The following is a 21,933-nucleotide window of genomic DNA, read 5'->3' on the forward strand; positions in this document are numbered from 1 at the left end:
CCTGAACCGATACCGCCGCGTCCTGATCGGCAGCGCTACTGGCTCTTGCCGTCGACGAAGAACTTGTCGTTCGGACCCGTCTTACCGGAACTGGATGCGAGGCTTTCCAAATCCGGATTGTTCTGCGGCGCTCCCGGGGGAGCGACCGAGACCGGGCAGATCTTGCTGCAGATTGGCTGGATGTCGAACGCGTTGGTGCAGATGTTCCGGGCCGTGCCGGAGACGCAAGTGCATATGCAGGCAGCACTCGCTGATCTTGGGGCGACCGGCGCGGTCACGGCGACCAATGCCGCAATCTGAAGCACTTTCGTGATCGTCCGTATGCCTGCGTCGATCATGCTGCGCCTCGATGCTGCGATCAGAGTGCCCTACCACCCATCTCTCCAGGGCAAAATCAAGGTTCTGCGCAAGCCCCGACCGAATCCATAGGACGGTCGCGGTGCAAAGTGAGCGCGGCAGGTCGCTATCGTCCACCCAGCTTGGCCGGCCGAGCCGGCGCGCGATCGTTCAGCACGCCATGCGGGCGCATGGCTTCGCCATGCCGATGATCATCATCGCCGTGGCGGAGTAGCCGGTCGGCACGCCCTCACTGTCTGGCCGAGCGTCGCAGCGAACGCGGCCCGGCCGGCGCCGGCACGGCCACGTCACCCAACTGGCCGCCGGCTCGCGATGCCGGCGCGCCCGGTTCGCGGCGGGGTCTGCCGCCGCGAGGGGTCTAGAACTGCTTCGGCTTGGCCGGAGGCGCAGGAACCTCGACCAGTTCGCCCGTGAGCGGATTCAGGATCACCATGTCCGCCTCCTGTGTGGTCTCGAGACGCCATGCCACGCCCGAAACAGGGCAAAAGCTTGTCCGTGATGGTTGTCCACAGGGTGACGCGCATCTTCTGCGAGCGGTCGGAGACCGGCCGCCTCGGCAGAACGTGGTTCCCGTCCAGAGGTTTGGGCTGCCAGAGGCTCTACGCGATCCCCCCGATACCGATCCGAAGCTTTTCCGGGCCACGTAGCGAAGCGCCCGTCCGATAGGGCGGCGGGTCGGCGAGCAGGCGCGGCGCCTTGAGCCGGCGACTCAGCGCCACGAGGGCGATCTCCGTCTCGATCCGCGCCAGCGGTGCGCCGAGGCAGTAATGCAGACCACCGCCGAAGCCGAAATGCTGGTTGTCCTCGCGATCGGGATCGAACCTGTCCGGATTCGCGAACCTCGCCGGGTCCCGGCTGCCGGCGGCGAAGAGCAGCACGATCGGCGCATCCTTCGGGATGACGGTGCCGGCCACCGCGATATCGTCGAGTGCCTTGCGCGTCCGGAAATGGACCGGCGGCTCGTAACGCAAGAGCTCCTCGATGAGGCGAGGGGCGCGCTCCGGGTCCCGGCGCAGTCGCTCCAGTTCGTCCGGGTGCCGCAGCAGAGTGAGCATCCCGTTGGTGATGAGATTCACCGTGGTTTCGTGCCCGGCCACCAGCAGCAGCACAGAGGTGGCGATCAGGTCGGCATCACCCATGGCGGGCCTGCCGCGCTCGGGGTTGGCGAGCCCGCTGAGCATGTCGTCGGCAGGGTGCCGGCGCTTCTCGCGGATCAATCCGCTCATATAGTCGGCGATCGCGTCGAAGGCGGCCGCGGTGGCCTGGCGTGTCTCATCGTCGCCGCGGGCATCCGGCTCCAGCGCCGTCGCGAGTTGGCTCGCCCATTCCTGGAACTGTTGCTCGTCCTCCTCCGGCACGCCGAGCAGCCGGCAGATCACCATCACTGGCAGCGGGTAGGAGAAATTCTCGACGAGGCAGAGTTCGTCACGGTCCCGCAGCCTGTCGATCAGTTCGCCGACGATGTCCTCGACCCCACGGTGCACGCCACGCACCCGGGGTATCGTGAACTGCTCCATCACGATGCCGCGCAGGGTGTCGTGGTCGGGCGGATCGCGAAAGATCAGCGGCCGGTGCGTGTTCACGATGTGATTCTTGATCGGGTTGACGATCCAGTCCTTGAACGGGTTGCCGGTCGGGGGACGCTGCGAGGGCGGCAGGTCCTCCGAGCTCAGGCGCGGATCGAACATCAGGCTGCGGATCGCGGCGTGGCTGCTCACCACGTAGGTGCCGTCGCGCTGGCGCGAGACAGGTTTTTCGCGCAGCCGGTGGTAGAGTGGGTAGGGATTGGCCCGGTTGGCCTGGTCGGTGACCTCGGCGAAGAGCGTGTCGTCTGACATGGCGCGGGTTCTCAGCGGGAGCGCGGCTCGGGAAAACCCGGTGGCCCGGTATCCTTGATGGATTGATCGGTGGCGCCGAGGATTGGCGGAAAGGCGGCGCCGGCCTCGATCCGTTCGGCATAGGCCGGCAGCCAGCGCGCCTCATCGAAGGACACGGCAGCGATGGTGCGCCCCTCGCGGCCGTAGACGGCGAGAAAGCGGTGCGCGGCGCGTGAGCCCTGCACCACGGCAACCGTGTCCGCGCCCTCGGCCAGCCCTACGCACTTGATGTTGACCCCGAATTGGCTCGACCAGAACGAGGGCAGGTGGTGGTACTCACGCTGGTCGTCCTCGGCCGCCAGCATGTTGCGTGCGGCATGGCCGGCCTGGGCGGTGGCATTGCCCCAGTGCTCGAAGGCGAGAGAGCGGCCGCCATAGAGCGGAATCGGCGTGCGCGCGACGTCGCCCGCGGCGTAGATCCCCGGCGCCGGGCGGCCGCGGGCATCGAGGGCGCGACAGGCGCCGTCGCAGGCGAGGCCCGTCTCGTCGGCCATCAGGCCCGCCGCCTCGAGCCAGGCGGTATCGCGCGTCGCGCCAAGCGCCACGATGACGAGGTTCGTCTCGATCTCGCCACCCTTGGCGAACCGCGCCTTGCAGACGCGGCCTGCCGCGTCTGCCTCGAAGCCTTCGACCTGAGTGCCGGCCCGGAAGTCGACGCCGGCCGCCTGCATGCGTTCGGTGATGACGGCGCCGATCGACGAGCCGAGAACGCGGGCGAGCGGCGTCGGATTGGGGTCGGCGACGGTTACGGGCAGCCCGAGGTCGCGGCAGGAGGAGGCGGCCTCGCAGCCGATCAGGCCGCCGCCGATGATCAGCACCCGGTTCGGGCCCACGGCGAGCGCCGAGCGCAGGGCGGCGGCATCGTCGCGACCGCGCAGGGTGTGGATGCCAGAGGGCAGGGGCCCGTCCGTGGCAGGCCAGGGCCGGGCCTGGGCCCCGGTGGCGATGAGCAGCCGGTCGTAGGCCAACTCGTCGCCGCTGGCGAGGCGAAGCCGCTTGGCCACGCGATCGAGGCCGACGGCCTTGGAGCCGAGCCGCCACTGCGCGTCGAGCGCGACGAGATGGGGCAGGGCGGTGCCGTCGGCGTCGAGCTCTCCCGACAGCACATGCTTGGAGAGCGGGGGCCGGTCGTAGGGAAGGTGGGGCTCGTCACCGACGAGGGTGAGGGGGCCGGCATAACCCTGCCGCCGCAGGGCCTCCGCCCCGCGAAGTCCGGCGAGGGAGGCCCCGACGACGAAGATGCCAGCCTCCGCAGCGCTCAAAACGCCGCCCTGGGGTCGAGGCCCTCGACATCGACGCTGATCGCCCGGACGGGACAGGCCTGGACCGCGCGCACCACCTCCGCGCGCTTCTCGGCCGGCGGCATCGGATCGTAGAACAGGATCTCGTGGCCGCGCAGCGCGAACTGCTCGGGCGCCGCGTAGCAGCACTGCGCGTAGCCCTGGCAGCGGTTGAGGTCGACCACGACCCGAAGGGAGCCGGCTCGGTTGGGTTCGGTCATGCGGGGCGGGCTGGGCGATGAAGTGAGGGAACGGACCGGCCAGGCCGGAGGCGAGCCTTGGCGGTTCGCGCCCGGCACATCTGGCAACGAACGCGGCAGTCCTCGATTCGCTCCCATCGTCGAGCGGCGCTCAGCCGCGGCGCATCGTCCGTCCGAGAACCAGCGTCAGCAGGCCGGCGGCAATCATCAGCGCCGCGATGGCCGCGAGCGCGAGGTCGAAGCGCCCGGTGGCATCCTTGATCCAGCCGACGAGATACGGCCCGATGAAGCCGCCGAGGCCGCCGACGGCGTTGATCAGCGCAATCCCGCCGGCCGCAGCGCTGCCGGAGAGCAGGGCGGTCGGCAGGGTCCAGAACGTCGGGAGCGCGCAGAAAACGCCGAGCGTGGCGAGGCTCAGGAGCGCCATGGCCGGCGCCGACGCAGCCGTCTGCCCCGAGACGGCAAGCGCCAGGCCTCCCGCGAAGGCCGGGAAGGCGACGTGCCGGATGCGCTCGCCGCGCCTGTCCGACATTCGCGTCCAGGCCACCATGCCGGCGGCCGCGACGAGATACGGGATCGCGGTGACGAAGCCGGTCTCAAGCGTCGAGAGCCCGAACCCCCTCACGATCTGCGGCAGCCATAGGCCGACCCCGTACAGGCCGGCACTGAGGCCGAGATACACGAGGGCGAGGGCGAGCACCTGCGGATGGACCAGCGCCTGCCCCAGGCCGAGCGCCGGACGCCGGATCGCCTGCCGGTCGCGCTCGATCTCGCAGGCGAGCGCGCTGCGCTCGGCCGGGGTGAGCCAGGACGCCGCCTCCGGCCGGTCAGTGAGAACGAAGGGCACGGCGAGGCCGAGCAGCAGGCTCGGCGCCGCCTCCAGCAGGTAGAGCCATTGCCAGCCGGCGAGGCCGTGGGCGCCATCCGCTGCCGCCATGATCCAGGCCGAGAGCGGTGAGCCGATCGCAGCTGAGACCGGCACCGCCATCATGAAGGTGCCGACGATGCCGGCGCGCCGCTGGGAGGGGTACCAGTAGGTCAGGTACAGGATGATGCCCGGGAAGAACCCCGCCTCGGCCAGCCCGAGCAGGAAGCGCACCAGGACGAAGGACCGTTCGCCGGTGACGAAGGCCGTGGAGGCCGAGATCACCGCCCAGGAAATCATGATCCGCGCGATCCAGGTGCGGGCGCCCACCCGCTCCAGGATGACGTTGCTCGGCACCTCGAACAAGAAATAGCCGAAGAAGAAGATGCCCGCCCCGAATCCGTAGGCCTCGGCAGAGAGACCGAGATCGCGGTTCATGGTGAGAGCCGCGAAGCCGACATTCACCCGGTCGAGATAGGCCACGAAGTAGCAGAGCATCAGGAACGGCAGCAGCCGCCAGGACACCTTGCGCATCAGGGCATCGGTCATGGTTTCTGTTTCGCGAAGCCAGGGTGGAACGGGCCCTGGTGACAGAGCGAAGACCGCTTTGCCACCGGAACCGCTGCCCGCTTCCCGGACGCCTGCAGCGAAGCAGAACGCGTCGGGGAAGGGGAACCGACATCACTCAGTGCGCCGAAAGCGCTGGCGATGCCGTCTTGTCGTGCATGGCATGGCGTTCGACCAGCGTCGCGCTGGCCTCGTTGAGCCCGACGACATCGACCTTGCGGCCGCGCGCACGGGCCTTCAGCACAACGCGGTCGAGGGCCGCCACTGCCGAGATGTCCCAGAAATGCGCGGCGTGGACGTCGATGACGATGCGCTCCACCGGCTCCAGCACGTCGACCGCATCCGCGAAGGTGCGGGCCGAGGCGAAGAAGACCTGGCCGGCGACCCGGTAGGTCCGGGTCTTGCCATCCGGAGACAGGCTCGACTTCACCGTGTTCAGCCGCGGCACCTTGCCGGCGAAGAACACTCCCGAGAGCAGCACTCCGACGAGCACGCCGATGGCGAGGTCGCGGGTCGCGACCACCACCAGGACGGTTGCCAGCATCACGGCAGAGGAGGGCAGGGGGTTGGTGCGCAGGGCCGCGATCGAGCGCCACGAGAAGGTGTTCAGCGAGACCATGATCATCACCGCCGTCAGCGCCGCCACCGGCACCACGGCGAGGAGATCCTGCAGCGCCACGAGCAGCACCAGCAGGAAGCTGCCGGCCACCAGGGTCGAGAGCCGTCCGCGCGCCCCCGACGAGACGTTGATCACCGACTGGCCGATCATCGCGCAGCCGCCCATGCCGCCGAAGAGGGCGGAGGCGATGTTGGCCACGCCCTGGCCCGCGCATTCGCGGTTCTTCGAACTCGTCGTGTCGGTCATGTCATCGACGATCTGCGCGGTGAGCAGGCTCTCGAGCAGGCCGACGGCAGCGAGGGTCGCGGCGTAGGGCAGCAGGATGCGCAGGGTCTCGAAAGTCAGCGGCACTTGCGGCAGCGCGAAGCTCGGCAGTGTGGAGGGCAGGGCGCCGAGATGGGCGACGGTGCGGACATCGAGGTGGAAGATGGCAGTGGTGAGCGTCAGGGTTATGATCGCGACGAGCGGAGACGGCACGGCGCGGGTGATCCTCGGGAAGCCGTAAATGATGGCGAGGCCGAGCGCGATCAGGCCGTAGGTGGCCGGCGGGACATGCGTCAGCTCCGGCAGCTGCGCCAGAAAGATGAGGATTGCCAAGGCGTTGACGAAGCCGGTCATCACCGACTGCGAGACGAAGCGCATCAGCCGGCCGAGCTTCAGCAGGCCGGCAAGGATCTGCAGCAGGCCCATCAGGATGGTAGCAGCGAAAAGGTACTGCACGCCATGCTCACGCACCAGATCGACCATCACCACAGCAGTGGCGGCAGTCGCCGCCGAGATCATCGCCGGGCGGCCACCAGCGAACGCGATGGTGCAGGCGATCACGACAGAGGCGTAGAGACCGACCTTCGGGTCGACCCCGGCGATCACCGAGAAGCCGATGGCTTCAGGGATCAAGGCCAGCGCGACGACGATGCCGGACAGGGTGTCGCCGCGGAGATTGGAGAACCACGTGCGCGCGGATGTCGTTGACGATGGCAGCATAAAAAAGTCCGCAGGAGATCAGCCTCTGTGCGTCCCGCGCACAGATCAGGAATGTCTCGAATGCGTGATCCGGCGGATCGGCGGCCGGAAGAGCCACCCGGGCTTGCACCGGGTCCAGGCGAATGCGGCCTCCTTACGGGCAAAGGTTGCTGCAACGCAATAAGGGCTGGGTCTTCCCCCCATGCATGACCGCTCAACCCCACCACAAAGAAAAACCCCGCCCGGGTCGGGCGGGGCCTGTCGCGTCGATGGGAACCGAAGCGCCGTCGTTACCAGCGGTAGCTGAGGCTTCCCACGATGCGGCGTGCCTCGCCGTAATAGCAGTTGTTCGGATCCTGGCAGCCCGTGACGAACCGTTTATCGCCGATATTCGCGGCAGTGATCGCGGCGCGCCAGCGATCCCAGGTGTAGTGCACGGTGGCGTCGAACAGGATGTATTCCGGCACCTTCAGCGTGTTCAGCTGGTCCGCCCAGGAACCGCCGACATAGCGCACGCCGCCACCGAGGCCGAAGCCGCGAAGGTCGCCGGTGGGTACCGTGTAATCGAGGAAAGCCGAGGCGAAGGTTTCCGGGACACCGGTCGGAGTCTTCCCGACGAGGCCGGGCGCCTGACTCTTGATGTATTCGAGATCGTAATGCGTGACGGCCGCCACGACATTCAGCCCGTCGAACAGATTACCGACGAACTGGGCCTCGATGCCGCGCGAGCGGACGCTCCCAAGCTGCGTCTGGTTGAAGGTTCCCGGGATGTTGAAGGTTGGATTGTCGCGCACGAGGTCAAACGCCGCTACCTGCAGCGAATAGCCTTGGCCGACGGGCTCGAACCGCATGCCGACCTCGACCTGCTCACCCCGATCTGGCTTGAAGGACTGGAAGTTGTTGAGCGCATCCTGGCCGATCTGCGGCTGGAACGAGGTCGAGTAAGCCACATATGGCGCGAAGCCGAAGTCGAAGTTGTAGAGAGCCGCGATGCGCCCCGTCAGCGCGTTGTCGTCGCGCTTGGCCGGCGTGACGCCGAAGGCGCTGAAGCGCACGTCGGTCGCATTGCTCGCGAAGTCCTGGCGCAGGCCGCCAATCAAGCTGAGCCGGTCGGTCAATTTGATCTGATCCTGCGCGTAGAGGCCGAGCTGCTCGAAGTGGTAGTCACGAATGATGTAAGGGGCCGCCTGGCTGCGCGCCGGGCCGAAGACGGGTGCGAGCAGGTTGAGCGTCGGACCGCCGGCGAAACCCTGGTTGTCGTTGCCGGTGTAGTTCTTGTAGTCGAGACCGAAGATCACATCGTGACGGAACCAGCCGTCAGAGAACCTGGCCTCGGCCTGGTTGTCGACTTGGAACAGGGCAACACGCTCGTTGAAGCCGAACTGGCTGCGCAGGAGTTGGGTCTGCGCCGCGTCGGCATAGCCGAGCTGGCCGATATATGAGTTCTGGTAGCCGTCGCTGAATGAGAAGCGGAAGTTCTGGCGCACGGTCCAGACGTCGTCCACCGCATGCTCGAATTCGTAGCCGGCATAGGCCTGCTCACGCTGGAAGTTGTTGAAGGTCGGATCACCGATGTTCAACGACCGCGGGATGCGGAAGCCGCTCGCATTGGGACGCACCGTTCCGGAATAGGGCAGGAACAGCGAGGTCACACCGGTAGAATCGCGCTGGTAGCTCGTCAGCACTGTGAAGCTGGTTGCGCCGTCCGGCTTATAGGTGATGGCCGGCGCGATGTAGTAGTTGTCGGCCGGCACGCCGTCGACCTGCGTGCCGCCGGTGCGGCCGATGCCGGTCAGGCGGTAGAACCAGTGGCCGGAATCGTCGGCCGGGCCGCCGAAGTCGAAGGCGCCATAGACCTGGCCGAAGGAGCCGCCGCCAACCTCGACAAAGCCGAAAGGAGTCGTGGTCGGGCGCTTGGTGACTTGGTTGACGATACCGCCCGGGTTGCCCGCACCGAACAGCACGGCGGAAGGTCCGCGCAGCACTTCGATACGCTCCAGGCCGAAGGTCTCGGTACGGAAGGTGCCGAAGCCGTAATTCAGGAGTTGCAGGCCGTCCTTGTAGATGCCGTAGTCGCTGGCGACGAAGCCACGCAGCGTGAAGAAGTCGACGCGCTGATCGGCACCCGAGACCCCGGAATAGATACCGGCGGTGTACTGGGTTGCTTGGGTCAGCGTCTGCGCGCCCTGGGCCTGGATCTGCTTTTGCCCAATGACCGTGATCGCCTGTGGCGTCTCGATCAGCGGCGTGTCGGTCTTCGTCGCCGTCGACGAACGTGTGGCGACATAGCCGTCGATCGGGCCCTTCGGGTCTTCACGCGGGACGCGGCCATCGGCGCCGGGACGGCTGATCGTGCCGGCAGTGCGGCCTTGTCCGCCGCTGTCGACGCGTGGCCCTCCGCCCTGTCCCTCGACCGAGATCTCATCGAGGCGTGTGGCGCTGCCGGTCGCGGCACCCTGCGCGCTCGCCTGGGTGATGATCATTGTGCTCACCCCGGCGAGCAGCGTCAGCCAGGATGAGACCCCGCGATGCCGGCCTTGGCCGGACGATGTGGTGGTCAATCGCGCACTCATGAAAACCCCACTGTGCCGGCGGCCGTCCGGGTTCGGAAGCGCGGCGCTCCGCATCCGGGACGTTGCTTTTTAGAATTATGCTAAGTTACTGATTTAGATCAGTATTTTGATACTTAGCCTTAGGCGGAGCGCATGTGCACAACAATACCAGCCAGAAGTTGAATTTCCACTACGTGATGGTTCTGCAACAGAAGCGCCAGCCGCACGGCCAGGAACAAATCTTCTCCGGATGGCCGTTTGTACGATAGTTTTCTTGCAGTGCTGCGGCGCACAAAGCAAGATCAGTTCATTGACCACGCAAGTCGCACCACAATATTGTTTGTCTCAGCGATGACCTCTTTGGGTTCAGAGACGCTCTCTATTTCGATCGCCACGATCTTCCGCAAACGCTCATCGGGCCGGCTCTCGTGGCACTCGTACCGAGCGCTGTCGAAAGCGCTTGGCTCGACACAACCACAGATAAAGTCGCGGCCGCCACCGGCTCGCTTTTTCGCTCAACTGGATGCTCACTGATGCCCGTCCGCATCATCGCCTTCTCCGGCAACACCCATCGCCCTTCGCGCACCCGTGCGCTCGTGGAGGCCGTGGCTGGTGAAGTCGCGCGCCTGCGTAAGGTCGATCTCAAGATCTATGATCTCGTCGATGCCGGGCAGGGCATCGCCGTAGCGAGCCGCGAGGCCCTGCCGTTGCCCGCGGCCCGCATCGTCGAGGCGATCGAAGGAGCCGACGCGCTCATCGTCGGCTCGCCCGTCTACAAGGGCGCCTATAGCGGATTGTTCAAGCACATCATCGACTTCGTGCATCCCGACGCGCTGATCGGCAAGCCGGTGGTGCTCGCGGCGACCGGCGGAGGACCGCGCCACGCCCTCATCGTCGAGCACGCGCTGCGACCGCTCTTCGGCTTCTTCTCGGCTCAGACCGTGCCGACCTCGGTTTATGCCGGCGATGCCGAGATCGTGGACGGCCGGGTCACAGACGGAATCGTGCTGGAGCGCGTCGCCCGCGCCGCGGCCGAACTCGACGTGCTGCTCGATCTCGACCTTCGGCGGAGCAATCCGCGGATTGCGGCCGCCGAATAGAGCCATGCGCCCGATGATCACCCGACGCCTTGCTCTCACCGGGGGCCTCGCTGCAGCCGCGTCGCTGTCGTCCCGCGTCTCGCGAGCCGGGGAAGGCGCCGTCTTCCGCATCGGCTACCAGCGGAACGGCATCCTGGCCGTCGCCAAGGAGCAGGCCGCGATTGAGGCGCGGCTGCAGGCACTCGGTGTCGGCGTGAGCTGGGTCGAATTCTCTTTCGGGCCGCCCCTGCTCGAAGCGCTGAGCCTCGGCAGCGTCGATTTTGGCCAGACCGGCGACGCCCCCCCGATCTTCGCGCAGGCCGCGAAGGCGAACCTCGTCTACGCCGCCGCGCAGCCGAAGGGCGGATCCGGCTCCGCGATCCTGCTGCCGAAGGGCTCGACGATCCAGACACTGGCGGACCTGAAGGGTAAGCACGTCGCCTTCGCCAAGGGGTCGAGTGCGCACAACTTCATCATCGCCGCCCTGGAGAAGGCCGGCCTCAGCTACGGCGACATCGAACCGGTGACTTTGGCCCCGGCCGACGGCGCGGCGGCCTTCGCGCGCGGCGCCGTCGATGCCTGGACCGTCTGGGATCCATATTTCGCCATCGCCGAGACGGGGGAGGGCGTGCGCATCCTAGCGCAAGCCTCCGAGATCACGCCGACGAACAACTTCTTCCTGGCGAACCGTGGCACCGTCGATGCTCATCCTGAGCGTGTCGCGGGGACGATCGAGGCGCTCGGCGGCGTCGCCACCTGGTGCGAAGCAAACCGCGGTCAGGTCGCCCAGAGCCTGTCGCGGATCACCGGCGTGCCGCTGCCGGCGACGGAGCGCACCGTCGGACGCATCAAGTACGTGATTGCGCCGATGAGCCCTGAGGTCACGGCCGAGCAGCAGCGCATCGCCGACCGCTTCCACGCCCTCAAGATCATCCCGCGGTCGGTCCGCGTCGCCGACATCGTCTGGACGCCGCCCGGCGTCGCGCGCAGCAACGGGTAGCCGCATGGCCGATTCCGCTCTTATCGCCTTCACACGGATCGCCGCGACACGGCCGGAGCGCCGTCCGGCGCAACGCCCCTCCGCTTGGCTCGACCCGAGCCGACTGGTGCCCTGGCTCGTGCCGGCCGCGATCATCCTAGGCTGGCAGGGTGCCGCCTCATTCGGGCTGGTCTCGACCCGGTTCATGCCGGCCCCCCTCGACGTTGCCCGGGCAGGCTGGCAGGCGGCGCAGACCGGCGAGCTCTGGGTCAACCTCTGGGTCAGCTTCCTGCGCGCCCTGGCCGGCTTCCTGATGGGCGGCGGCATCGGGCTCGCCTTCGGCCTCGCCAACGGCCTCTCGAAGCTCTCCGAAAAACTCACCGACACGACGCTGCAGATGGTGCGCAACGTGCCCCATCTGTCGCTGATCCCACTGGTGATACTGTGGTTCGGCATCGACGAGGGCGCCAAGCTCTTCCTCGTGGCGCTCGGCGTCTTTTTCCCGATCTACGCCAACACCCTGCACGGCATCCGCTCGGTGGATCCTCAGCTCATCGAGATGGGCCGGGTCTACGGCATGACCCGCCGCGAACTTTTTTGGCGCGTGGTGCTGCCAGGGGCTCTGCCGTCGATCTTCGTCGGCCTGCGCTATGGGCTCGGCATCATGTGGCTGACGCTCATCGTCGCCGAGACGATCGCTGCCAATTCCGGCCTCGGCTACATGGCCATGCAGGCGCGCGAGTTCATGCTCGTCGACGTCGTGGTGCTGGCGATCCTAATCTACGCGCTGCTCGGCAAGGTCGCCGACAGCCTGACCCGGCTCCTGGAGCGGCACTGCCTCTCCTGGAACCCGGCCTACCGCAACGCCTGAGCCGCACCCATGACCGCTACTGCCGCTCCCCTCTACAAGGACGTCGCCGCCACGGCGCGCGCACCTGTGCGCCCCGCCGCCGGCCGCGCGCTCTCGGTGACCTTACGGCGCCTCACCAAGGCGTTCGACGCAGGAGGGCCTGTCATCCGCGGGCTAGACCTGCACATCCCGGCCGGCCAGTTCGTAGCGATCGTCGGTCGCTCCGGCTGTGGCAAGAGCACCCTGCTGCGCCTGATCCTCGGCCTCGAACAGCCGACCTCTGGCCACCTCGCCGTCGATGGCAGAGAGGGCAGGGCCAATGGGCAAACCCGAAAAATCATGTTCCAGGAGCCGCGTCTGCTGCCCTGGGCGCGTGTCGTCGACAACGTCGCGGTCGGGCTCGGCCGCGAGGGCAGCCGGGCGGAGCGTCGCGCGCTCGCTCGCGCCACCCTCGACGAGGTCGGTCTCTCGGCCAAGGCCGGCGATTGGCCAGCGACGCTGTCGGGCGGCCAGCGCCAGCGTGTCGCGCTCGCGCGTGCGCTCGTCAGCCGGCCGGCCCTGCTCGCCCTCGACGAGCCGCTCGGGGCGCTCGACGCGCTCACCCGCATCGACATGCAGGCGATGATCGAGCGGATCTGGGCCGAGCAGGGCTTCACCGCGATCCTCGTAACCCACGACGTCGGCGAGGCCGTGGCCCTCGCCGACCGGATCCTCGTGATCGAGGACGGAGCGATCGCGCTCGACGTGGACGTGGATACACCCCGTCCGCGCCGCCGTGGCGACCCCGATCTCGCGGCCCTTGAAGGCCGCATCCTCGACCAGCTTCTCGCGCGCTCCTGAAGCCGCGCCACCGCATTCGGAGACACCAATGACCGCATCCACCGACGGCAAGACCGACGTCCTCTGGTTCCTGCCGACCCACGGCGACGGCCGCTATCTCGGCGCCTCGGAAGGCGCCCGCGACGTCTCCCTCGACTACCTGCGCCAGATCGCGCAGGCCTCGGACGATCTCGGCTATTACGGTGTGTTGCTGCCCACCGGCCGCTCCTGCGAGGATTCCTGGGTCGTCGCCTCGGCGCTCGCCCCCCTGACCAAGCGCCTACGCTTTCTCGTGGCCGTGCGCCCGGGCCTGCAGGAGCCCTCCGTCGCCGCGCGCATGGCCGCGACGCTGGACCGAATCTCGGGCGGGCGCCTCCTGATCAACGTCGTCACCGGCGGCGACCCCGTCGAGCTGAAAGGCGACGGCGTCTTCCTCGCTCATGACGAGCGCTACGAGGTCACGGACGAGTTCCTCACCATCTGGCGCGGCTTGATGGCCGGCGAGACCGTGAATTTCGAGGGCAAGCACCTCAAGACCGAGAACGGCCGCGTCATCTTCCGCCCGGTTCAGGACCCGTATCCGCCGCTCTATTTCGGCGGTTCCTCGCCCGCGGGCATCGAGGTCGCGGCCGATCATTGCGAGGTCTACCTCACCTGGGGTGAGCCCCAGGCCGGCGTCGCGGAGAAGATTGCCCGCGCACGAGAGGCGGCAGAGAAACGTGGAAAGACATTCTCCTACGGCATCCGGCTGCACGTCATCGTGCGCGAAACCGAGGGCGAGGCCTGGGAGGCTGCCGACCGGCTGATCTCGCGGCTCGACGACGCCACCATCGCCCAGGCGCAGGAGACCCTGAAGCGCCAGGATTCCGTCGGCCAGAACCGGATGATGGCGCTCCATGGCGGCGACCGGAACAAGCTCGTCGTCTCGCCGAACCTCTGGGCCGGCGTCGGCCTCGTCAGGGGAGGGGCCGGGACGGCGCTCGTCGGCTCAGCCGATCAGGTCGCTGACCGGATGAAGGAATACATCGATCTCGGGATCGATCGGTTCATCCTGTCCGGCTACCCGCATCTTGAGGAAGCCTACCGCTTCGCCGAGCTAGTCTTCCCGAAGCTGCCGCTGCGCGCGACCACCGGCGCCCCGCGCTCAGGCGCTCCGAACAACGGCCCGTTCGGCGAGGTCATCGCCAACGACATCGTGCCGACCCGGCGCATCGCTGCGCACTGAGAGGGGCCACTCGTCCCGTCACCTCACCTCATCCTGAGGTGCCGAAGCGAAGCGGGGGCCTCAAAGGAGTCCTCCAGAATGCACCGCGCTCCCCACAGACCTCTCTCGAGGCTGCTGCGCAGCACCTCAGGATGAGGTTTGGGCGGGGGCCGGTGCCTCGATCCAGGAAGGGAAGCCGCCGATGCCTGCCGTCACTGCTCAGCGTTCACTGTCCTCGGCGGTTCTCCTGCAAGGCTGCGCGCTGCTCGCCGCCCTCGCCTTCATGCTCGCATCGACCTTTGCCGTGCATGCCGACGAGAAGACGATCCGCATCGGCTACCAGAAATACGGCACGCTCGTTCTGTTGAAGGGCAGGGCCAGCCTGGAGCCGAAGCTCAAGGCGCTCGGCTACGATGTGGTCTGGTCGGAATTCCCGTCCGGCCCGCCGCTGCTCGAAGCGCTCAACGCCGGCGCGATCGATTTCGGCACGGCCGGCGAGACGCCGCCGATCTTCGCCCAGGCCGCGGGCGACGCTCTCACCTACGTGGCGCACGAGCCACCCGCACCGCGCGGTGAGGCCATCCTTGTGCCGAAGGCGAGCACGCTGCAGACCGTCGCCGATCTGCGCGGCAAGAAGGTCGCGCTGAACAAGGGCTCGAACGTGCACTACCTGCTCGTGCGCGCCCTCGAGAGGGCCGGGCTCTCGCTCGCCGACATCACGCCTGTCTATCTTGCCCCCGCCGATGCGCGCGCCGCCTTCGAGCGCGGCGCCGTCGACGCCTGGGTGATCTGGGATCCCTACCTCGCTGCCGCCGAGGTCTCGACCAGCGCCCGCACCCTCGCGGACGGCAGCGGCCTCGTGCCGAACCACCAGTTCTACTTCGCGACGCGGAGTTTCGCGGCGAAGAGCGGCTCGGTCCTCGACACGGTGATCGCGGCGATCGGCGAGGTGGACAGCTGGGCCAAGGACAACACCGACGCGGTCGCCCGCGAACTCGCCCCGTCCGTCGGCATCCCGGCGCCAGTCCTCGCTGTCGCGCTGAAGCGGCAGGGCTATGGCGTGCGGCCGCTGGATGAGCCGGTGATCGCCGAGCAGCAGCGCATCGCCGACACCTTCCACGGCCTCGGCCTGATCCCCAAGGCCCTCACTGTCACCGACGCCGTGCGCAAGCCCGGCACCTGATCCGAGACCCACATGAACCGCCGTCGCATCCTCCATCTTGCCAGCTTCGCGCTCGCCCTTCTCGCCACTCCGCTTCCGGCGCATGCGGAGGAGGGCGGCGTGCTGCGCATCGGCTATCAACGCTCCTCGACCCTGATCTCGCTGCTGCGGCAGGACCAGACGCTGGAGAAGGCGCTGGCGCCCTCGAAGATCACCGTCAGTTGGCACGAATTCACCAGTGGCCTGCCGATCATGGAGGCGCTGAATGTCGGCCAGATCGACGTTTCCGCGGATGTCGCCGACACCGTGCCCATCTTCGCGCAGGCTGCGGGCGCGAAAATCACCTACGTCGCCCAGGAGGCCGCCTCGCCGAGCGCGCAGGCCATCCTCGTGTCGGGCGACTCTCCAGTGAAGAGCATCGCCGATCTCAAAGGCCGCAAGGTTGCCGTCACCAAGGGCGCCGGCAGCCACTACCTGCTGCTCGCTGTGCTCGCTGGCGAGGGGCTCTCCTTCAAGAGCATCACCCCGGCCTATCTGACCCCGGCCGACGGCCGCAGCGCCTTGGCCGGCGGGAGCGTCGATGCCTGGGTCGCCTGGGACCCGTTCCTCTCGGCGGCACAGGCTCAATCCGGCGCCCGCGTGCTGAAGGATGGCACCGGCCTCTCGCTTTACAAGCGCTATTATCTGGCCGGCGACGACTACGCGAAGCGCCATCCCGATGTGCTCGCCGTGCTCTTCGCCAAGCTGCGCGAGACCGGCGACTGGGTGAAAGCGCATCCGGACGAGGCCGCGACACGCCTCTCCGCACTCTGGAAGATCGAGGCGCCCATCGTGCGTCAGGCCAACGACCGCCGCAGCTACAAGGTCGAGCCGGTCACGCGCGATGGCCTGTCCGAGCAGCAGAAGATTGCGGATGCCTTCCGCGCCGAGGCCCTGCTGCCGCGCCCGGTCGACGCCTCCCTCCTCGCCGTCTGGGAGCCGCCGACCCGCTAGCGAGAACGGACTGTCGCGCTCCCGCATCAGGGCGCGACAGTCCTCTCGACGAACCTTCCGCAATCCCGCAATCAACGGCTTGCCAAGCTGCGCGGAACGACTTAGACACCCCCACGATCGATTGAGGCACCCATTGCCCCCGATCACCGCGCGCCCGTAGCTCAGCTGGATAGAGCACCAGACTACGAATCTGGGGGTCAGAGGTTCGAATCCTTTCGGGCGCGCCATTTTCTGCATAGAAATCAGTTGCTTAGACGAACCGCCCTTCCGGCGCAGACGACGCGGCCCGGAGTAGGCCCGACGCGCTCGAACGCCTCGGACCGCGGGCTTCGCTTCGGTGATTAGGGCCCGGGGTGCAACTCCTGTCGAACCCGCCCCACAGTAGCGGTTAAGCCGTCCGCGGTGGCGGCTTCACACTTCCAAATGAACAGGATCCGCCACCCGAGGCCGCGCAGCTCGGCATCCTTAGCCGCATCGCGAAGCACGTTCCGCTCCAGCTTTGCCTTCCAGTAATCCAAGTTTGATCCGGGGATCCGGGCGCCACCGCACGCCTCGTGCTGGTGCCAGAAGCAACCGCGGACCTGTATCGCCAGCTTTTGGCGGGGGAACACCATGTCGGGTCGCCCAGGCAGGTCCGTCCAGCATCGACCAGGTTGGAGTCGGGCGACCGGCCAATCCGAGGTTCACCGCCTTCAACCAGAGCACGACTCCGGAACTGAAGGGCAAGCTTGTCCACATCTCGCCGTCGGTGACCAAAGGGGCCAAAGACGACGCATACTACGTAGGATACGTTGAGCTCGACCCTGGAGAACTCGACAGACTTGGGGAAGGCAAGCGACTGATTCCAGGCATCACCGTCAAGGTTCATGTCGCCACGATGAGCGCTTGGCCCTGTCTTACCTAGTCAAACCGGTTCCGGGCCGATTCACCCGGACTTTCCGCGAGCGATAGGACACGCCGACGCACGTGAACGGCGATTTCCTGTCGTTCCAATATTCAACACAAAAATGTTGAAGACTTGATTGTTTACTATCCGATCACGTAGATTTTACCAGACACCAGTGCTATCGCTTCGAAAAGCTGAGTGCAAGGGGGCTTCGTGCTATGGCGAATCAAGCGATCGTTGATGGTGACTTTGGCGATGCGCCGATCACAATCGACCGCGAAGGTTTTCTCGGCCTGGTCGTTAAGGCGCTAAGTACGACCCTTGAAGATACCGTCGGGACGCGCGAGGCGAGCGGCTTCATCAACTTGGTCGGTCTAGCGGTCTCCGAGGAGATCCAAGCACAGTATCTTCGGGCGGCGGGCGCTCCTCAACTGAACCGCGAAGTCCTTGTGGGCGCTCTTGTTGATCTGAAGAGGCGGCTGGGAGGAGATTTTTTCGTTATCGAGGATTCCGACGACCGCATCGTCCTTGGCAACCGCCACTGTCCTTTCGGAGACTTGGCGAAGGCGTGTCCCTCGCTCTGCATGATGACCTCGCACGTTTTCGGCCACATGGTTGCGGAGAGCCAGGGCTATGGACGGGTTACCCTCGCAGACACCATCGCCCGCGGCGCCGAAGGCTGCCGGATCGTCATCGACCTCGATGCCGACGCTCCCGATGAGGGAGGGCAGGCCTACTACGGAAGAAGCGACGCCTAGATCCGACTTCCACGAGCTCTTCGAGTTCGTGCCCGGCCCTATGCTGATTGTCCGCCGCGAGGGTTCGCTCCAGGCCCTTAATTCGGCCGCCCGCGGCTCGCTTCCTGGGCTCCGGATCGGCGAGGTTCCGGTCGTGCATGGCCCGAGACGGGATGCCTTCCTCCGGTATCTCGATTGCTGCACTACGACGAGCGCTGTCGTGCCGGGCGTCGTGTTCCTACAGGGCCAGGACGGAGTCCCGGAGCGCCACACCTGCCTCGGTGCGCGCGCACGGCTCCGGGAATTCGGCAAAGGTGTGTCGGTTCTCCTCCACCTCGACGAGGCGGCGTTCGACCGGCGTTTCAAAATCTTGTCCGCCAAGCTTCACGACGCCCGCCGCATCATGCAGGAGCGCAGGCGTCGCGCGCGGCAAATGCAGGCCCTCCTGGAGGAGCGGGGACGCTTGCTCGGCCGCTTGGAAGAGGATGCGGCGGCGCGCAAGGCAGCCGAACAGGAACGCGACAAGGTGCTGAACCGGCTGTACCGCGCGGGACAGGACGAGCGGCGCCGGCTCGCGCGCGATCTCCACGACCATGCGGGACAACACCTCGTTGCTCTGAACTTCGGCTTGCGCCGCCTCACTTCGCATCTAACGGATCCGAAAAGTGCATACGAGATCGATAAACTCCTGAAGCAGGCCCAGGACATTGGCAGTGCTCTGAGGCGGGTCTCCCTGGAATTGCGGCCCCCAGCCCTCGACGAGTTCGGGGTCGTCACGGCGCTGCGCCACCTCGTAAACGAGTGGGGTCGAGCCACCGGCATTGCGGTTGAGTTGCAGCTGGTTGGACCGGAATCGACGTTATCGACCGAACTCGCCATCACGCTCTATCGCCTGACTCAAGAGGCCCTCACGAACGTGGCGAAACACGCCGGCGAGCCGAGCCACGTCTCGGTGGTGGTCCTGTTCAGTCCGACCCATCTCACGCTCACGGTCGATGACAATGGCGTCGGCTTCGAGGCGGACGATGCCTCGACCCTTGCCCTCGTGGCCCAAGGCAAGCTCGGGCTGGTCGGGATGCGCGAACGCATGTCGCTGGTCGGAGGCAGCCTGGAGCTCGAATCCTCCCCCGGACGCGGCACCACAGTCTTAGCGCGAATCTGCTTGGTGAAGGATTTTTGCAGCGATGCTTGAGCGTGCCTTAATCCGGACCGTCCTCGCCGACGACCACCCAGTGTTTCGTCACGGCGTGGCCGACCTTCTCACTCAGACGGGCGAAGTCGACATCGTCGCCTCCGTGGACAACGGAACGGCGGCGGTCCAGGCCGTCACAGAACTCGCACCCGACGTCGCGATCCTCGATCTAGCCATGCCGGAGTTGAATGGGGTCGCGGTAATCCGGAAGCTCGCCGAGCGGCAAAGCCAAGTGCGCACGATCATCCTGAGCGTCTACGAGAGTCGGATCTACATCGATCAGGCGTTGGACGCTGGAGCGGGTGGCTACGTCCTGAAGCGCTCAGCCTTCCCCAACATCGCGCAAGCTGTCCGTGCAGTTTGTGCGGGCGGAACATATATCGACCCCTTCTTGCCGGCCCGTTCCACGGGTCCTCGTCGCCTTCCGGCGACTTTCATCCACGACGAAGAAAGAGCTTCCCTGACCGAACGAGAGAGGGAAATCCTTCGCTTCGTAGCGTTCGGTTTCACCAGCAAGGAGGTAGCGGATCGCCTCGGAGCCACTGCTAAAGCGGTCGAAACGCAAAAGGCCAGGGCATGCTGTAGGTTGGGGATCACCAGCCGAGCTCAAATTGTCCAGTTCGCGATCCTACAAGGGTGGTTGCAAGGCGATATCCCGGTTCGGTGAGCCCCCCGAACGATGACCTCTCGAAATTCTCGCGGAGCTGAAGCTGGTAGTGCGGCAGCTGATTTATGGCTGATCACGTGCGAGATAACCCGGACAATGGGTGCAGTCCGCTCGCCGGGCCTTGCCTCCAGGCTGAAGCCTATCGCTATCTGCGGGCTCGACTGCCGGAACAGAGTGCGCCACCCAGCACCCCGAGGTCACCTAGCGTCAGGTTATCGGCGGCAGTTGTCAGGTCTGTGTCTGCTTGGTCATTGATTGCCAGTCAGCGACGTCCGCCCTGGATTATGTCGTCCACTGGCTAGAACAACTGAGTTGGCCGCGAGGCAGCCAATTCGCCGGAAAAGCAACGTCTGCTTTCGGGCGCCGCGTTGAAATCCGTGAATGACGTGATTGGGTCGGTAGCCGACTGGCGACACAGGGTAGATTTCACCTGGTCAGCTTTAAGGCCTGAAACGAGACGAGCGGTCGTTGAATGATTGAACCACATTGACCGAATACAGACCATCCGCTTTCGGACTAAAACGGGCGACAGCGGATACCTGCTGGGACGCGACGCTTCAGTGCGCTCAATGGCTGGGCGCACCGCGCAAGACAAGATGGCGGTCCGAGCCGGGCAGGCTGAAGGCTAGTGTGCACGCGCCGCCGAATGCGCCACCCGCGAATTGAATAAAGCACTAAAAATTCTTAGAGAATTGTGCTGCGCAATGCTGTTCTCTCGGCTCCGTGCACTACCAATTGCTCCCAGAGATCATTCCTACATAGTTGGGGAGACGTGGGCCGGAGTATCACCTGTTGTCTGCCAACCAAACGCTATCGGGCGTAGCGCGCGGGTTTGATACAATTCCACAGGAGCGGAGAAACCCTTGAGTTCGACCGGATCCAACGCGGCAAAAGTGAACGCCCCTGGAACGGCATTCTCGATGACGGCTCTTGTTACCTCGCAGACTAGGACCTCATTCGTTCGTGCTTTCGCGCAGATGCGTGCAGCCATGTTAACTGTGCGGCCGAACACGTCGCCATCGCGCGGAACGATCACGCCAGTCGCCAGCCCGATGCGTGCGGGAGGAAGGGTCGAAGCACCGGCAGCAAGATGGATTGCAGCCTCAGCAGCGGAAGGAGCATCACCGAAAAGCAGCATGACGCCATCGCCGAGAGCTTTAATCAGGCGCCCACCCTTTGCGACGGCCACCTCATGAGCCAATGCCTCGAACTCAGCTGCTCGTTCGGCTGCGGGCGCATCTCCGATCTCCTGTGTCAGGACCGTGAAGCCAGCAAGATCGGCAAAGACGACGGTTGAGGGATGCGGTCCCTGGACCATCGTCCGATCGGCCTCAATCAGGATCTCCTGAAGCCGCATGACGACGTTGTCGAAGACGGCCTCTTCAAGGAGCCTCCGCTGCAGGAGAAACAAGGTCCGGAAGCCGAGGCGCTGGAGCTTGAGCCGGAGTTCCGCCGTACGCGCGAGCATTTCGCTGCGCGCCATGCCGCCGGCCAGCAATCGCTCCTCTACCTCGCCTCGGAAGAGATCGCGCATGGTCTCAACGGTCCGGCGCATGGATTGTCCGAAGATCCGCAGAACTCGGGCGAGACTCTCGTCGCCGAGCCCGAGAGCGCTGGCTTCGGACACGATCTCCACAAGTTCGACATCGTCGTCGCGCATGGGTCTGCCGCTCTGAAGTTCCGGCAGTCCCATGGCATTCCGAAGACGCCGGATCCGCTCGAATGATACGGCAAAGTCCGGCAAAACCTGCTCCGGCAGGTGGCGGGTCAATGCTACTGGCTCGACCATCAGATGTTTTGTAAAGTCCAAGGATAGTAATTCGCCCTGCAGCGCCTCGGCGAGAAGCTCTGGATCAGTTCCTGCTTCGACCAATGCTAAGATTAGTCGCAATCGGTTTACAATCGACGGCCCGCTTAGCTCGCGCTGTTCGGGAAGGAGGCCCAGTTCTCGAAACTTTCTCAATCTCTCTACAGAGCATCCAACGAGCGCGGCGAGATCGGCTAACGACAGTTCAAGCGTTCGATCCATATCCCGGCCTCAAATCAGATCGTGTCTTGCGCAATAATTATGGCAGACGTGTTCGG

General features: G+C 65.9%; 20 protein-coding genes, 1 tRNA gene and 1 other annotated feature. Of the genes, 12 read left to right on the forward strand and 9 right to left on the reverse strand.

What is annotated here, in order from left to right; translation table 11 throughout:
* Positions 1–35: 35 nt before the first annotated feature.
* The 7 genes from MGN01_RS10005 to MGN01_RS10035 all read right to left on the reverse strand — a co-directional run bounded on the left by MGN01_RS10005 (position 36) and on the right by MGN01_RS10035 (position 9,211).
* Positions 36–338, reverse strand: coding sequence for a hypothetical protein (locus MGN01_RS10005; protein ID WP_147046471.1), 303 nt, complete (start codon positions 336–338; stop codon positions 36–38).
* Between the two features lie 618 nt (positions 339–956).
* Positions 957–2,195, reverse strand: coding sequence for a cytochrome P450 (locus MGN01_RS10010; protein WP_147046472.1), 1,239 nt, complete (start codon positions 2,193–2,195; stop codon positions 957–959).
* Positions 2,196–2,206: 11 nt separating this feature from the next.
* Positions 2,207–3,496: an NAD(P)/FAD-dependent oxidoreductase gene (locus MGN01_RS10015; protein WP_147046473.1), complete on the reverse strand. Its 1,290-nt coding sequence runs from the start codon at positions 3,494–3,496 to the stop codon at positions 2,207–2,209.
* Positions 3,493–3,735, reverse strand: coding sequence for a ferredoxin (locus MGN01_RS10020; protein WP_147046474.1), 243 nt, complete (start codon positions 3,733–3,735; stop codon positions 3,493–3,495). Before MGN01_RS10020 ends, MGN01_RS10015 begins: the two co-directional genes overlap by 4 nt.
* A gap of 130 nt (positions 3,736–3,865) precedes the next feature.
* Positions 3,866–5,128, reverse strand: a complete 1,263-nt coding sequence (locus tag MGN01_RS10025; RefSeq protein ID WP_147046475.1) for an MFS transporter — start codon at positions 5,126–5,128, stop codon at positions 3,866–3,868.
* Positions 5,129–5,264: 136 nt separating this feature from the next.
* Positions 5,265–6,749: a SulP family inorganic anion transporter gene (locus MGN01_RS10030; protein WP_170245926.1), complete on the reverse strand. Its 1,485-nt coding sequence runs from the start codon at positions 6,747–6,749 to the stop codon at positions 5,265–5,267.
* Between the two features lie 63 nt (positions 6,750–6,812).
* Positions 6,813–6,868: a sequence feature (sul1 is cis-regulatory element that is thought to sense ions involved in sulfur or methionine metabolism; They are found in Alphaproteobacteria), on the reverse strand.
* A gap of 150 nt (positions 6,869–7,018) precedes the next feature.
* Positions 7,019–9,211 (reverse strand): TonB-dependent siderophore receptor, encoded by a 2,193-nt coding sequence (locus MGN01_RS10035; protein WP_238258277.1) that lies wholly within the window; start codon positions 9,209–9,211, stop codon positions 7,019–7,021.
* Positions 9,212–9,813: 602 nt separating this feature from the next.
* On the opposite strand from MGN01_RS10035, the gene msuE reads away from it, so the two are divergent.
* From msuE to MGN01_RS10080, 8 genes are all read left to right on the forward strand, one after another.
* Positions 9,814–10,380: an FMN reductase gene (msuE, locus tag MGN01_RS10040; protein ID WP_147046477.1), complete on the forward strand. Its 567-nt coding sequence runs from the start codon at positions 9,814–9,816 to the stop codon at positions 10,378–10,380.
* A 4-nt stretch (positions 10,381–10,384) separates the two neighbouring features.
* Positions 10,385–11,359 (forward strand): aliphatic sulfonate ABC transporter substrate-binding protein, encoded by a 975-nt coding sequence (locus MGN01_RS10045; RefSeq protein ID WP_373319203.1) that lies wholly within the window; start codon positions 10,385–10,387, stop codon positions 11,357–11,359.
* Positions 11,360–11,363: 4 nt separating this feature from the next.
* Entirely contained in the window at positions 11,364–12,209 is an 846-nt protein-coding gene (locus tag MGN01_RS10050; protein ID WP_147046478.1) for an ABC transporter permease subunit, read from the forward strand.
* A 9-nt stretch (positions 12,210–12,218) separates the two neighbouring features.
* Positions 12,219–13,028, forward strand: a complete 810-nt coding sequence (locus tag MGN01_RS10055) for an ATP-binding cassette domain-containing protein (protein ID WP_147046479.1) — start codon at positions 12,219–12,221, stop codon at positions 13,026–13,028.
* 28 nt (positions 13,029–13,056) lie between these two features.
* The gene (gene ssuD, locus MGN01_RS10060) at positions 13,057–14,232 is read left to right on the forward strand and encodes an FMNH2-dependent alkanesulfonate monooxygenase (protein WP_147046480.1); all 1,176 of its coding nucleotides are present in this window, start codon (positions 13,057–13,059) and stop codon (positions 14,230–14,232) included.
* A gap of 181 nt (positions 14,233–14,413) precedes the next feature.
* Positions 14,414–15,394, forward strand: coding sequence for a sulfonate ABC transporter substrate-binding protein (locus tag MGN01_RS10070; RefSeq protein WP_147046481.1), 981 nt, complete (start codon positions 14,414–14,416; stop codon positions 15,392–15,394).
* 12 nt (positions 15,395–15,406) lie between these two features.
* Positions 15,407–16,366, forward strand: a complete 960-nt coding sequence (locus MGN01_RS10075; RefSeq protein ID WP_147046482.1) for an aliphatic sulfonate ABC transporter substrate-binding protein — start codon at positions 15,407–15,409, stop codon at positions 16,364–16,366.
* Between the two features lie 150 nt (positions 16,367–16,516).
* Positions 16,517–16,593, forward strand: a tRNA-Arg gene (locus tag MGN01_RS10080).
* Positions 16,594–16,707: 114 nt separating this feature from the next.
* On the opposite strand, the gene MGN01_RS24570 is transcribed toward MGN01_RS10080, so the two are convergent.
* Positions 16,708–16,980 (reverse strand): PDDEXK family nuclease, encoded by a 273-nt coding sequence (locus MGN01_RS24570; RefSeq protein ID WP_147046483.1) that lies wholly within the window; start codon positions 16,978–16,980, stop codon positions 16,708–16,710.
* On the opposite strand from MGN01_RS24570, the gene MGN01_RS24670 reads away from it, so the two are divergent.
* The 4 genes from MGN01_RS24670 to MGN01_RS10100 all read left to right on the forward strand — a co-directional run bounded on the left by MGN01_RS24670 (position 16,887) and on the right by MGN01_RS10100 (position 19,848).
* Positions 16,887–17,270 (forward strand): beta-barrel domain-containing protein, encoded by a 384-nt coding sequence (locus MGN01_RS24670; protein ID WP_488803217.1) that lies wholly within the window; start codon positions 16,887–16,889, stop codon positions 17,268–17,270. The genes MGN01_RS24570 and MGN01_RS24670 overlap by 94 nt on opposite strands.
* A 200-nt stretch (positions 17,271–17,470) precedes the next feature.
* On the forward strand, positions 17,471–18,010 hold the full coding sequence (locus MGN01_RS10090) for a methanogen output domain 1-containing protein (RefSeq protein WP_238258273.1): 540 nt from the start codon (positions 17,471–17,473) through the stop codon (positions 18,008–18,010).
* Between the two features lie 199 nt (positions 18,011–18,209).
* Positions 18,210–19,181, forward strand: a complete 972-nt coding sequence (locus MGN01_RS10095) for a sensor histidine kinase (RefSeq protein ID WP_244612303.1) — start codon at positions 18,210–18,212, stop codon at positions 19,179–19,181.
* On the forward strand, positions 19,174–19,848 hold the full coding sequence (locus tag MGN01_RS10100; RefSeq protein WP_147046484.1) for a response regulator: 675 nt from the start codon (positions 19,174–19,176) through the stop codon (positions 19,846–19,848). The genes MGN01_RS10095 and MGN01_RS10100 overlap by 8 nt, the downstream gene beginning before the upstream one ends.
* Before the next feature lie 754 nt (positions 19,849–20,602).
* On the opposite strand, the gene MGN01_RS10105 is transcribed toward MGN01_RS10100, so the two are convergent.
* Positions 20,603–21,877: an adenylate/guanylate cyclase domain-containing protein gene (locus MGN01_RS10105; protein ID WP_147046485.1), complete on the reverse strand. Its 1,275-nt coding sequence runs from the start codon at positions 21,875–21,877 to the stop codon at positions 20,603–20,605.
* Positions 21,878–21,933 lie beyond the last annotated feature (56 nt).

The sequence above is a fragment of the Methylobacterium gnaphalii genome (assembly GCF_007992215.1).
In the GTDB taxonomy this organism is placed as follows: Bacteria; Pseudomonadota; Alphaproteobacteria; order Rhizobiales; family Beijerinckiaceae; genus Methylobacterium; species Methylobacterium gnaphalii.

Coding starts and splice junctions, on each gene's coding strand:
- MGN01_RS10005 (WP_147046471.1), bottom strand. CDS start 338: ATGATCGACGCAGGCATACGGACGATCACGAAAGTGCTTCAGATTGCG.
- MGN01_RS10070 (WP_147046481.1), top strand. CDS start 14,414: ATGCCTGCCGTCACTGCTCAGCGTTCACTGTCCTCGGCGGTTCTCCTG.
- MGN01_RS10045 (WP_373319203.1), top strand. CDS start 10,385: ATGCGCCCGATGATCACCCGACGCCTTGCTCTCACCGGGGGCCTCGCT.
- MGN01_RS10010 (WP_147046472.1), bottom strand. CDS start 2,195: ATGTCAGACGACACGCTCTTCGCCGAGGTCACCGACCAGGCCAACCGG.
- MGN01_RS10020 (WP_147046474.1), bottom strand. CDS start 3,735: ATGACCGAACCCAACCGAGCCGGCTCCCTTCGGGTCGTGGTCGACCTC.
- MGN01_RS10055 (WP_147046479.1), top strand. CDS start 12,219: ATGACCGCTACTGCCGCTCCCCTCTACAAGGACGTCGCCGCCACGGCG.
- MGN01_RS10035 (WP_238258277.1), bottom strand. CDS start 9,211: ATGATCATCACCCAGGCGAGCGCGCAGGGTGCCGCGACCGGCAGCGCC.
- MGN01_RS10050 (WP_147046478.1), top strand. CDS start 11,364: ATGGCCGATTCCGCTCTTATCGCCTTCACACGGATCGCCGCGACACGG.
- MGN01_RS10090 (WP_238258273.1), top strand. CDS start 17,471: ATGGCGAATCAAGCGATCGTTGATGGTGACTTTGGCGATGCGCCGATC.
- MGN01_RS24570 (WP_147046483.1), bottom strand. CDS start 16,980: ATGGTGTTCCCCCGCCAAAAGCTGGCGATACAGGTCCGCGGTTGCTTC.
- msuE (WP_147046477.1), top strand. CDS start 9,814: ATGCCCGTCCGCATCATCGCCTTCTCCGGCAACACCCATCGCCCTTCG.
- ssuD (WP_147046480.1), top strand. CDS start 13,057: ATGACCGCATCCACCGACGGCAAGACCGACGTCCTCTGGTTCCTGCCG.
- MGN01_RS10075 (WP_147046482.1), top strand. CDS start 15,407: ATGAACCGCCGTCGCATCCTCCATCTTGCCAGCTTCGCGCTCGCCCTT.
- MGN01_RS10030 (WP_170245926.1), bottom strand. CDS start 6,749: ATGCTGCCATCGTCAACGACATCCGCGCGCACGTGGTTCTCCAATCTC.
- MGN01_RS10105 (WP_147046485.1), bottom strand. CDS start 21,877: ATGGATCGAACGCTTGAACTGTCGTTAGCCGATCTCGCCGCGCTCGTT.
- MGN01_RS10025 (WP_147046475.1), bottom strand. CDS start 5,128: ATGACCGATGCCCTGATGCGCAAGGTGTCCTGGCGGCTGCTGCCGTTC.
- MGN01_RS10100 (WP_147046484.1), top strand. CDS start 19,174: ATGCTTGAGCGTGCCTTAATCCGGACCGTCCTCGCCGACGACCACCCA.